This window comes from Pseudomonas sp. SIMBA_067 (genome assembly GCF_046534675.1).
GTDB lineage: Bacteria > Pseudomonadota > Gammaproteobacteria > Pseudomonadales > Pseudomonadaceae > Aquipseudomonas > Aquipseudomonas putida.
Window position 1 is genome coordinate 269,807 of the sequence record NZ_JAWRYH010000003.1, and the last position, 11,199, is coordinate 281,005.

General features: G+C 63.4%; 10 protein-coding genes. 1 reads left to right on the plus strand and 9 read right to left on the minus strand.

From position 1 onward, the window contains the following. Positions 1–242 precede the first annotated feature (242 nt). Complete coding sequence (locus SB765_RS09660) at positions 243–698, plus strand: DUF721 domain-containing protein (protein WP_043198044.1); 456 nt, start codon at positions 243–245, stop codon at positions 696–698. Positions 699–745: 47 nt separating this feature from the next. On the opposite strand, the gene lpxC is transcribed toward SB765_RS09660, so the two are convergent. The 9 genes from lpxC to murD all read right to left on the minus strand — a co-directional run bounded on the left by lpxC (position 746) and on the right by murD (position 11,194). Further along, positions 746–1,657: a UDP-3-O-acyl-N-acetylglucosamine deacetylase gene (gene lpxC / locus SB765_RS09665; RefSeq protein ID WP_003251873.1), complete on the minus strand. Its 912-nt coding sequence runs from the start codon at positions 1,655–1,657 to the stop codon at positions 746–748. Between the two features lie 112 nt (positions 1,658–1,769). Beyond that, the gene (gene ftsZ / locus SB765_RS09670; protein WP_016488958.1) at positions 1,770–2,966 is read right to left on the minus strand and encodes a cell division protein FtsZ; all 1,197 of its coding nucleotides are present in this window, start codon (positions 2,964–2,966) and stop codon (positions 1,770–1,772) included. A gap of 55 nt (positions 2,967–3,021) precedes the next feature. Further along, a complete protein-coding gene (gene ftsA, locus SB765_RS09675; protein WP_016488959.1) occupies positions 3,022–4,284 on the minus strand; it encodes a cell division protein FtsA in 1,263 nt (420 codons plus the stop codon). Between the two features lie 14 nt (positions 4,285–4,298). After that, a complete protein-coding gene (locus tag SB765_RS09680) occupies positions 4,299–5,168 on the minus strand; it encodes a cell division protein FtsQ/DivIB (protein WP_016498051.1) in 870 nt (289 codons plus the stop codon). 5 nt (positions 5,169–5,173) lie between these two features. Continuing rightward, on the minus strand, positions 5,174–6,130 hold the full coding sequence (locus SB765_RS09685; RefSeq protein WP_063422306.1) for a D-alanine--D-alanine ligase: 957 nt from the start codon (positions 6,128–6,130) through the stop codon (positions 5,174–5,176). Then, the gene (gene murC / locus SB765_RS09690; RefSeq protein ID WP_016498049.1) at positions 6,127–7,575 is read right to left on the minus strand and encodes a UDP-N-acetylmuramate--L-alanine ligase; all 1,449 of its coding nucleotides are present in this window, start codon (positions 7,573–7,575) and stop codon (positions 6,127–6,129) included. The genes SB765_RS09685 and murC overlap by 4 nt, the downstream gene beginning before the upstream one ends. Then, the gene (gene murG / locus SB765_RS09695; RefSeq protein ID WP_059395143.1) at positions 7,568–8,647 is read right to left on the minus strand and encodes an undecaprenyldiphospho-muramoylpentapeptide beta-N-acetylglucosaminyltransferase; all 1,080 of its coding nucleotides are present in this window, start codon (positions 8,645–8,647) and stop codon (positions 7,568–7,570) included. Before murG ends, murC begins: the two co-directional genes overlap by 8 nt. Beyond that, positions 8,637–9,851 (minus strand): putative lipid II flippase FtsW, encoded by a 1,215-nt coding sequence (ftsW, locus tag SB765_RS09700; RefSeq protein ID WP_016488963.1) that lies wholly within the window; start codon positions 9,849–9,851, stop codon positions 8,637–8,639. The genes murG and ftsW overlap by 11 nt, the downstream gene beginning before the upstream one ends. Beyond that, positions 9,848–11,194 (minus strand): UDP-N-acetylmuramoyl-L-alanine--D-glutamate ligase, encoded by a 1,347-nt coding sequence (murD, locus tag SB765_RS09705; RefSeq protein ID WP_341796712.1) that lies wholly within the window; start codon positions 11,192–11,194, stop codon positions 9,848–9,850. The genes ftsW and murD overlap by 4 nt, the downstream gene beginning before the upstream one ends. Positions 11,195–11,199: the final 5 nt, after the last annotated feature.

The window sequence follows — 11,199 nt, forward strand, 5'->3', positions numbered from 1 at the left end:
CTGAGGCCGCATGCGAACGAGCATTCTACCCGGAAACGATGGTGAGGAAAGTGGTGGATTTCCACGATGCTATTACAGCGTTTTGGCAGGGGCCTGTCTTAGATAGGGGCATTTTCCCTGAGTTCAAGCCTTGGCAACATGAAAGCTATCGAGAATTAGTCTTATCTTCTATTGCCCGCGAAGAGGCCGGCACAGGCTATAGAGGTGTTAAACTGCTGCCCTTGCAACCTCATGCGTACCCCATGGCCTACAAACCCTCCCCTGCCCAGCCACCCTCCGCACTGCTGCGCCAGGTGCGCCCGTTGCGCCTGCTGCTGAACCAGGCCGAACGCCTGGAGCACCTGCAGCGCCTGCTGGAAAGCCAGCTGCAACCAGCTGCCCGGGAGCACTGCCATGTGGCATCGTGGCGCGATGGCACTTTGTTGCTGGTGGTTACCGACGGCCATTGGGCAACCCGCCTGCGCTACCAGCAGAAGCGCCTGCTGGCAGCATTACAAGCCATGGAAGCATTCGGCAACCTCAGGCGCATCCTCTACAAGGTGCAGCCACCGCTGGTGCCAGCCAAGCGAGGTGGGCATGCTGCAGAGCTGTCGATCAGCGCCGCCGAAAGCCTGCGCGACACCGCCGAGGGCATCACCGACCCCAAGCTGCGCGCAGCGCTGGAACGGTTGGCCGCCCACGCCAGGAACAAGCCATAAAAAAGGCCACCCGAAGGTGGCCTTAATGAACTAGAGAGTGTTCGAACTTACACGGCCGCAACAGGGCGCATGTACGAGATCGGTGCCGTGCTGGCATCTTCGAAAGTGACCACTTCCCAGGCATCGGTTTCTGCAATCAGCTTGCGCAGCAGCTGGTTGTTCAGCGCGTGGCCGGACTTGAAGCCCTTGAACTCGCCAATCAGGCTGTTGCCCAGCAGGTAAAGGTCGCCAATGGCGTCGAGGATCTTGTGCTTGACGAACTCGTCTTCGTAACGAAGGCCGTCCTCGTTGAGCACGCCGTCCTCATCGACCACGATGGCGTTCTCGACACTGCCACCCAGCGCAAGGTTGTGCTTGCGCAGGTACTCGATGTCACGCATGAAGCCGAAAGTACGCGCGCGGCTGACTTCTTTCACAAACGAGGTGCTGGAGAAATCGACGCTGGCGCTCTGGGTCCGGTTGCGAAGCACCGGGTGATCGAAGTCGATCTCGAAGCTCACCTTGAAACCTTCGAAAGGCAGGAACGTGGCGCGCTTGTCGCCCTCTTCCACGGTTACCTCACGCAGGATGCGGATGAACTTCTTGGCTGCGTCCTGTTCTTCCAGGCCGGCAGACTGAATCAGGAATACAAAGGGTCCGGCGCTGCCATCCATGATCGGCACTTCCGAGGCGGAGAGCTCGACGTAGGCGTTATCGATGCCCAGGCCCGCCATGGCGGAGAGCAAGTGCTCGACCGTATCGACCTTGACGTCACCGTTGACCAGCGTCGTCGACATGGTTGTCTCGCCGACGTTGGCCGCACGCGCAGGGATTTCGACCACAGGGTCGAGATCGGCGCGGCGGAAGACGATGCCGGTGTCAACAGGTGCAGGCTTGAGGGTCAGGTAAACCTTCTCCCCGGAGTGCAGACCGACACCTGTGGCACGGATGGTATTCTTCAGGGTGCGTTGTTTAATCATGGCATTGGCCGCTTCAGCGCAAATTGCGAACAGGTATCAACAAAGGCTGGGGATGATAACAGACCCAACCTTTGATGAATACCAATCACCTTTATACCCCTGATAAATTCCATTAATCAGCCTGACGACGCAGGAATGCCGGGATATCGAGGTAGTCCAGGTCATCCTGAGGGTTCAGTTTAGCGGCTGCGGCAGCACCTGCATGCGCCTGGTTGCGCATCACGGTCGGGCGCTCCAGGTCGCGGTAGTTGACCGCTGGCTGCTCCTGGCGAACCGGTGCAGGATTGGACGCTTCGTACGCTTGCTGGGCAGTCTGCAGGGTATTGTCGACCACCTTCACAGGCTTCTCGATGCGCGCGCCCAGGCCAGTGGCCACAACGGTCACGTGCAGTTCGTCGCGCATGTCCGGGTCGATCACGGTGCCGACCTTGACCATGGCGTGGTCAGAGGCGAAGGCTTCGATGATGCTACCCACATCGGAGTACTCACCCAGCGACAGGTCCGGGCCTGCGGTGATGTTCACCAGGATGCCACGGGCGCCCTGCAGGTTGACGTCTTCCAGCAGCGGGTTGCGAATCGCCGCCTCGGTGGCTTCACGCGCACGGTTCGGGCCGCTGGCACAGCCAGTACCCATCATCGCCATGCCCATTTCACCCATCACGGTACGCACGTCGGCGAAGTCGACGTTGATCATGCCAGGGCGTTTGATGATGTCGGAGATACCGCGAACGGCACCGGCCAGTACATCGTCGGCCTTGGCGAAGGCGGACAGCAGGCTGGCATCCTTGCCCAGGATTGTCAGCAGTTTCTCGTTGGGAATGGTGATCAACGAGTCGACGCTTTCAGCCAGCATGCGGATGCCTTCATCGGCGATCTGCATACGTTTGCGGCCTTCGAACGGGAACGGACGGGTCACCACGGCTACGGTGAGAATGCCCATTTCCTTGGCCACTTCGGCAATGATCGGCGCTGCACCTGTACCGGTACCGCCACCCATGCCAGTGGTGATGAACACCATGTTGGTGCCCTGCAGCACTTCGGCGATGCGCTCACGGTCTTCCAGCGCAGCCTGACGGCCGACTTCCGGATTGGCACCGGCACCCAGGCCCTTGGTCACACCAGTGCCCAATTGCAGGATGGTGCGCGCGCCAATACTTTTCAGCGCCTGGGCATCAGTGTTGGCGCAGATGAATTCCACGCCTTCGATGCTGCTCTTGACCATGTGGTTGACGGCGTTGCCGCCACCACCACCAACGCCGATCACCTTGATGACCGGACTTTGCGGGACGTTGTCTACGAGCTCGAACATTTTCCCTCTCCTTACAGTTCTCTAGTTGTTGCGCCTACCACTACTGCTTTGAAACTTAGAAGTTGCCCTGGACCCACTTCTTGAAGCGCTCAAGCACTGGGGCCTTCGGTTCATCGCCATAGCTGTTGTTGCTGCTGTTGGTGTTACCGGTCAGGATCAGGTCCTCGGACTGCTTCAGCAGACCGTAAGTGAGCAAGCCCACACCGGTGGAATAGATCGGGTTGCGAACCACGTCGCTCAGCCCCCGAACGCTGTGCGGTACGCCCAGGCGTACCGGCATGTGGAAGATTTCCTCGGCCAGTTCCACGGCACCTTCCATCTTCGCGGTGCCGCCGGTGAGGACGATGCCGGCTGGCACCAGGTCCTCGTAGCCGCTGCGGCGCAGCTCGGCCTGGATCAGGGTGAAGAGCTCGTCGTAACGTGGCTCCACCACCTCGGCCAGGGCCTGGCGCGACAGCTCGCGCGGTGGGCGGTCGCCCACGCTCGGCACCTTGATGGTCTCGCCGGCGCCAGCCAGTTTGGCCAGGGCGCAGGCGTAGCGGATCTTGATTTCTTCGGCGTACTGGGTAGGGGTACGCAGGGCCATGGCGATATCGTTGGTCACCTGGTCGCCAGCAATCGGGATGACTGCGGTGTGACGGATGGCGCCCTCGGTGAAGATGGCGATGTCAGTGGTGCCGCCACCGATGTCCACCAGGCACACGCCCAGTTCTTTTTCATCGTCGGTCAGCACCGAGTAGGCCGAGGCCAGCTGCTCAAGGATGATGTCGTCGATTTCCAGGCCGCAGCGGCGTACGCATTTCTCGATGTTCTGCGCCGCGTTGACTGCGCAGGTGACCACGTGGACCTTGGCTTCCAGGCGCACGCCGGACATGCCCAGCGGCTCGCGCACGCCTTCCTGGTTGTCGATCACGTAGTCCTGCGGCAGGGTGTGCAGCACACGCTGGTCGGCCGGAATCGCCACGGCCTGGGCGGCGTCGAGTACACGTTCCAGGTCGGCCAGGCTGACCTCGCGGTCGCGGATGGCGACGATGCCGTGGGAGTTCAGGCTGCGGATGTGGTTGCCGGCTACCCCGACGAAGGCCGAGTGGATACGGCAGCCGGCCATCAGCTGCGCCTCTTCCACGGCGCGCTGGATCGACTGCACGGTGGACTCGATGTTCACCACCACGCCTTTCTTCAGGCCGCGGGACGGATGGGTGCCGATCCCGACGATTTCCAGGGTACCGTCTTCGCCCACTTCGCCCACCAGCGCCACCACCTTGGAGGTGCCAATGTCCAGCCCGACGATCATTTTGCCGCTATGCGCGTTTGCCATGGTCCTGCCTCTCTCTAATTCTTCGCAACGGCGGGTTGGGCCGTCGTCGGTGCAATCGGTTCCCGCCAACCAACGGCAAGTCCGTTGGAATAACGCAGATCAATGCGGGCGATAGTGGTGATCTGGTCTTTGAGTGTCTTGTCATAAATGGCAATGAAACGGCGCATCTTCTCCACCAGATGGTCACGCCCCAACAGCAGCTCGATGCCTGGCCCGGCGCTGCTTGCACCGGTGGTCAGGAACCAGCTGCCTCGCTCGCGCAGCTCCAGGCGAGCAATGGAAAAGCCCATGGGGCGCAGCATCTGGCTCAATACCTGGTACTGCTGCATGACTTGTTGCTGAGCACGCTGGGGCCCGGCCAACTGCGGCAGGTGCTCGTAGTTGGCCAGTTCGCGCGGGGTGAAGGCCTGGCCCTGGTTGTTGAGCAAGGCTTCGTCACCCCAGCGCGCCACCGGCAGCTGTTCTTCCAGGCGGATCACCACCTCGTCAGGCCACACCCGGCGCACTTCGGCGTGGGCGATCCATGGCATCTGTTCGAGCTCCGCACGCATCGCTGGCAGGTCGACGCTGAAGAAGCTTGCCGCCACGTAGGGCGCGATGCGCTGCTGCACCGACTGCTGGCTGATGTAGCTGAGGTCGCCTTGCACGTCGATCTTGGTGATCGGCCGGTCGGCATACGGCATCAGGCGAATGGCGCCTTCGTAGGCACCAAAGCCGGCCGCCACCAGCAGCACCGGCCACAGCAGGCGCTTGAGGCCTCCCAGGCTTGGCCGCGGCAGGCGCGCCGATACGGGCTCGTCGGCCACCAGCCGGCTGGCACCACGCGGCACCGGCTTGCTACGGCCGGTAACGGGTTGCTGCTGACGTATCATCGCGCCTTGCATGGTTGTTAACCTCGCGTCGTCACGCTTTCAGCCAGGATTGCCAGCACCAGTTGCTGGAAGTCCAGGCCAGCCGCGCGGGCCGCCATTGGCACCAGGCTATGATCAGTCATGCCCGGTGCGGTGTTGACTTCGAGCAGCCAGAACCGGCCCTGCTCGTCCTGCATCACGTCCAGCCGCCCCCAGCCTTCGATGCCGATGGCATCACAGGCGCGTGCGGTCAGGTCGATCAGTTCCTGTTCCTTGACGCTATCCAGGCCGCACGGGATGCGGTACTGGGTATCGTTGGCGATGTACTTGGCGTCGTAGTCGTAGAACACGTGCGGCGTACCCAGGGCGATCGGCGGCAGCACCTGGCCGCGCAAGACCGCGATGGTGAACTCCGGGCCGTGGATCCACTGTTCCACCAGTACCTGGGAATCGTATTTGGCGGCGTCCTGCCAGGCGGCGACCAGTTCCTGGGCGCTGTTCACCTTGGCCATGCCGATGCTAGAGCCTTCATGGGCGGGTTTGACGATAAGCGGGAAGCCCAGTTCCGTACTGGCCAACAAACAATCGTTTTCGCTCGCCAACACCGCGTGACGCGGGGTCGGAATGCCCAGGCTCTGCCACACCTGCTTGGTGCGCAGCTTGTCCATGGCCAGCGCCGAGGCAAGGATGCCACTGCCGGTGTAAGGGATGCCCAGGCACTCCAGCAGGCCTTGCATGCTGCCGTCTTCACCGCCACGGCCGTGCAGGATGATGAAGGCGCGGTCGATCTTTTCGCTTTGCAGGCGCGTGAGCAGGTCGTCACCGACGTCGATGGCGACCACGTCGACACCGGCAGTGGTCAGCGCGTCGATCACCGCCGCACCGGACTTCAGCGACACTTCACGCTCGGCGCTTTTGCCACCGTACAGCACGGCGACGCGGCCGAACGCCTTGACGTCCAGGGTCGAGTGCAGTTTTTCGTAGGCGCTGGTCATTTCGACTTCTCCTGCTTGGCGCCAGCGAACAGCGGGCTTTTCATCAATTGCGGGGCCAAGCCGCCGACATCGCCGGCACCCTGGCAGATCAGGATGTCGCCAGCGCGCAGCAGTGGCTTGACCAGCGGTGCCAGCTCGGCGCCGCGCTCGATGTAGATCGGGTCCAGCTTGCCGCGCTGGCGGATGCTGTGACACAGCTGACGGCTGTCGGCACCCGGGATCGGCTCTTCGCCCGCCGGGTAGACCTCCATCAGCAGCAGCACGTTGGCATCGCCCAGCACCTGGACGAAATCGTCGTACAGGTCGCGGGTGCGGCTGTAGCGGTGGGGCTGGTAGACGATCACCAGGCGGCGGCTTGGCCAGCCACCGCGCACGGCCTTGATCACCGCAGCCACTTCGGTCGGGTGGTGGCCGTAGTCGTCGACCAGCATCACGCTGCCGCCTTCCACCGGCAGCTCGCCGTACACCTGGAACCGGCGACCGACACCCTGGAAGCCGGACAGGCCCTGGACGATGGCTTCGTCGCTGATGCCTTCGTCGGTGGCGATGGCGATGGTGGCCAGTGCGTTGAGCACGTTGTGGTTGCCAGGCATGTTCACCGACACTTCCAGCGGCTCGCAGTCACGGCGCAGCACGGTGAAGTGGGTCTGCATGCCCTGCTGGCGCACGTTGATGGCGCGAATGTCGGCCTCTTCGCTGAAGCCGTAGGTCACCGTCGGGCGTTTCACCTGTGGCAGGATTTCGCGCACCACCGGGTCGTCCAGGCACATCACCGCCAAGCCGTAGAACGGCAGGTTGTGCAGGAACTCGACGAAGGTTTTCTTCAGCTTGTTGAAGTCACCTTCGTAGGTCGCCATGTGGTCGGCGTCGATGTTTGTGACCACGGCCACCATCGGCTGCAGGTGCAGGAAGCTCGCATCGCTTTCGTCTGCTTCGGCGATCAGGTAGCGACTGGTGCCCAGCTGGGCATTGGTACCGGCAGCGGTCAGGCGGCCACCGATAACGAAAGTCGGGTCCAGGCCACCGGCAGCGAACACCGACGCCAGCAGGCTGGTGGTGGTGGTCTTGCCGTGGGTACCGGCAACGGCCACACCATGACGGTAGCGCATCAGTTCGGCGAGCATTTCGGCACGCGGCACTACCGGAATGCGTCGCTCGAGGGCGGTAGCCACTTCCGGGTTGGCCGGGTTGATGGCACTGGACACGACGAGCACGTCAGCGGTAGCGGCGTTCTCGGCGCGGTGGCCGACGAAGATCTCGGCGCCGAACGATTCCAGGCGCTCGGTCACCGGCGAAGCTTTCAGGTCCGAACCGGACACTTCATAGCCCAGGTTCAGCAACACTTCGGCAATGCCGCACATGCCCACGCCGCCGATACCGACGAAGTGAATACGGCGGATACGGCCCATCTTCGGATGGGGCATGGCTTTCTGGCTTTCAACCATGGGCCACCTCCAGGCAGATATCGACCACGGTGCTGGTTGCAGCAGGTTTGGCCAGGCGCCGTGCGGTGCCTGCCATGACGTTGAGTTTCTCGGGTTGCATCAGCACCTCGTTCAGGCGTTCAGCGAGCTGCGCTGCGCCAGTTGTCGCTTGTGGCATCAGGAAGGCAGCGCCTTCGCGGGCCAGATATTGGGCGTTGTGGGTCTGGTGGTCGTCGATGGCGTGGGGCAAAGGCACCAGCATCGAAGGCAGGCCTGCTGCCGCCAGCTCGCTGACGGTCAGGGCACCGGCCCGGCACACCACCATGTCGGCCCAGCCATAGGCTTGAGCCATGTCCTTGATGAAGGGCTCTACCTGAGCCTCGACGCCCGCCTCGTGATAACGCTCGGCGGTGATTGGCGCGTGTTGCTTACCGGCCTGGTGGAACACCTCTGGCCGCAGCGCGGCAGGGACCTCGGACAGGGCCTTAGGCAACAATTTGTTCAATGGTTCCGCACCCAGGCTGCCACCGAGCACCAGCAGGCGCGCACGGCGCTGGGCCAGGGGCGCGCGTTGTGCATCCATGAACAGCTCCGGGCGCACCGGGTTGCCGGTGGTGCGACGCTTGTCGCTGGCCTCGAAGGTGTTCGGGAAAGCTTCGCAGACCCGCGCCGAGAGTGGCACCAGCAACCGATTGGCGGTACCGGCACGGGCGTTCTGCTCGTGGATCACCAGCGGCACGCCGCACAGCCGCGCGGCCACACCGCCGGGGCCGGTCACGTAGCCGCCAAAGCCCAGCACGCAGACCGGCTTGAGCTGGCGAATGATGCGTCGCGCCTGCAGCACGGCCTTGATAAGGGTGAATGGCGCCTTGAGCAATGACAGTTTGCTTTTGCCGCGCAGGCCGCTGACCTGGATCAGGTGCAGTGGCAGGCCAGCCTGTGGCACCAGCTCGTTCTCGATGCCACGCGGGGTGCCCAGCCAGTGCACGGTAAAACCACGCGCCTGGAATTCACGGGCGCAGGCCAGGGCCGGGAATACGTGGCCCCCGGTGCCGCCCGCCATGATCAGTATGTTCTTGCCGTCAGCGGCCATGACTGGTCTCCTCGGCAAAATCGCTTTCGCTGAACTCGTGTTCCTCGCTGCCCAGGTGCGTGCGGCTCTCCCACTCGATACGCAGCAACAGGCCTACGCAGGCGCAACAGATCACCAGCGAACTGCCCCCGTAACTGAGGAACGGCAGCGTCAGGCCCTTGGTTGGCAGCAGGCCGACGTTCACCCCGATGTTGATCAGGAACTGGCCGATCCACAGGAACGCCAGGCCGAAGGCCACATAGGCGGCAAAGAACTGCTTGGCCTTCTCGGCCCACAGGCCGATGTACAGGGCACGCACGGTCACGAACACGAACAGTGCAATGGTCAGCAGCGAACCGACCACACCCAGCTCTTCGGCCAGTACCGAGAACACGAAGTCGGTGTGCGCTTCGGGCAGGTAGAACTGCTTCTGCACGCTGTTGCCCAGGCCAACACCCAGCCACTCGCCACGGCCGAAGGCGATCAGCGCCTGGGTCAGCTGGTAACCCGAGCCGAACTGGTCGGACCACGGGTCGGTGAAGGTGATAAGCCGCGCCATCCGGTAGGGCTGCGCCTGTACCAGCACAAACACCGCCAGCACCGCCAACACCACCATGAGGCTGAAGCGGAACAGCCCAACCCCGCCGAGGAACAGCATGGCCGCCGCCGCGCCCATCATCACCACGGTGGCACCGAAGTCCGGCTCCATCAGCAGCAGGGCGGCCATGGGCAGCAGCACGATGAACGGCTTGAAGAAGCCCATCCAGGTTTCGCGCACTTCGGTCTGCCGGCGCACCAGGTAACCCGCCAGGTAGACGACCACGAACACCTTGGCGATTTCCGAAGGCTGGACGTTGAAGAAGCTGAAGCCGATCCAGCGCATGGAGCCGTTCACTTCGCGACCGATACCCGGCACCAGCACCAGCACCAGCAGGCCGAAGGCGCCCAGCAGCATCATGAAGCCCATGCGCTGCCAGGTGGCGATCGGCACCAGCATGGTCGCGCCGCAGGCAACCAGGCCAAGGAACACGTAAACCAGGTGGCGGAACATGTGGTAAAGCGGGTTGCCCGACTGCACCGCGGCCACTTCCGAGGACGCCGAGGTGATCATCACCAGGCCCAGGCCAAGCAAGGCCAGGCAGCCGGCGAGCATCGGGAAGTCCAGGTCGATGCCACGACCGCTGATCAGCGGCGACGGGTAGGGCTTGAAGATGCCGAAGATCATGCAAGACCTCCCGCTGCCTGGGCAAACAGGCGCCCGCGCTCTTCAAAGTTCTTGAACATGTCGAGGCTGGCGCACGCCGGCGACAGCAGCACCGCATCGCCGGCCAGGGCCAGTTCGGCACACTGCTGCACGGCGTCCTCGAGGGTCTTGACCCGTACCAGCGGCACGTCATTACCCAACGCTTCGGCCAGGCGCTCGGCATCACGGCCAAGCAATACCACGGCGCGGCAGAAGCGCTTGACGGGCTCGCGCAACGCAGTGAATTCAGCACCTTTGCCGTCGCCACCGGCGATCAGCACCAACTTGCCTTCGATATCGGCACCCAGGCCTTCGATGGCGGCCAGGGCAGCACCGACGTTGGTGGCCTTGGAGTCGTCGTACCAGTTCACGCCATTACGCTCGCGCACCCACTGGCACCGGTGGGCCAGGCCACCGAACTCACGCAGGGCTTCGAGCATGGGCTCGAACGGCAGGCCAGCGGCATGCCCCAGGGCCAGTGCCGCCAGGGCGTTGGACTGGTTGTGGGCACCGCGAACCTTCAGCTCGCGCGCCGGCATCAGCGCCTGGAATTCGAACGCCAGGTATTTTTCACCGTCCACTTCACGCAGGCCAAAGGCCTTGAAGTCGGGTTGGTTGAGGCCGAAGGTCCAGCATGGGCGGCCTTCCACCGGCAGTGGCCGGCTCAGGGCGTCCTGGCGGTTGACCACCACCTGGCGGGCACCGCGGAAAATCCGGTGCTTGGCCAGGTGGTAGGCCGGCAGGCCGCTGTAGCGGTCCATGTGGTCTTCGCTGATGTTCAGCACAGTGGCCACTTCTGCGTTGAGCTGGTCGGTGGTTTCCAGTTGGAAACTGGACAGCTCCAGCACGTACAGCTCGACGTCATCAGCCAGCAAGTCCAGCGCCGGGGTACCGAGGTTGCCGCCCACCGCCACGCGCTTGCCGGCCTTGGCGGCCATTTCGCCGACCAGAGTGGTCACGGTGCTCTTGGCGTTGGAACCGCTGATGGCAACGATCGGCGCCTTGGCGTGCCGGGCGAACAGCTCGATGTCACCGGACAGCTTCACGCCACGCGCGGCTGCCTGCTGCAGGGCCGGGGTGGCCAGGGCCAGGCCAGGGCTCACGTACAGCTCGTTGGCGCGGCACAGGAAGTCCACGTCCAGCTCGCCACAGCGCACTTCCACCTGCGGGTAATCACGGCGCAGGGTGTCCAGTTCCGGCGGTAGCTCGCGCGTGTCGGCGACCGCAAAGGCAATGCCCCGGTTCGCCAGGAAGCGAACCAGGGACATGCCGCTCTTGCCGAGGCCGACAACGATGCGGAATTGGTCGGAAGCGATCAAAGACACGCTCA

What these genes read in the sequence shown, in the direction of transcription:
- ftsZ (WP_016488958.1), bottom strand. Translation starts at nt 2,966, where the DNA reads ATGTTCGAGCTCGTAGACAACGTCCCGCAAAGTCCGGTCATCAAGGTG.
- lpxC (WP_003251873.1), bottom strand. Translation starts at nt 1,657, where the DNA reads ATGATTAAACAACGCACCCTGAAGAATACCATCCGTGCCACAGGTGTC.
- ftsA (WP_016488959.1), bottom strand. Translation starts at nt 4,284, where the DNA reads ATGGCAAACGCGCATAGCGGCAAAATGATCGTCGGGCTGGACATTGGC.
- SB765_RS09680 (WP_016498051.1), bottom strand. Translation starts at nt 5,168, where the DNA reads ATGCAAGGCGCGATGATACGTCAGCAGCAACCCGTTACCGGCCGTAGC.
- murG (WP_059395143.1), bottom strand. Translation starts at nt 8,647, where the DNA reads ATGGCCGCTGACGGCAAGAACATACTGATCATGGCGGGCGGCACCGGG.
- SB765_RS09685 (WP_063422306.1), bottom strand. Translation starts at nt 6,130, where the DNA reads ATGACCAGCGCCTACGAAAAACTGCACTCGACCCTGGACGTCAAGGCG.
- murC (WP_016498049.1), bottom strand. Translation starts at nt 7,575, where the DNA reads ATGGTTGAAAGCCAGAAAGCCATGCCCCATCCGAAGATGGGCCGTATC.
- SB765_RS09660 (WP_043198044.1), top strand. Translation starts at nt 243, where the DNA reads ATGGCCTACAAACCCTCCCCTGCCCAGCCACCCTCCGCACTGCTGCGC.
- ftsW (WP_016488963.1), bottom strand. Translation starts at nt 9,851, where the DNA reads ATGATCTTCGGCATCTTCAAGCCCTACCCGTCGCCGCTGATCAGCGGT.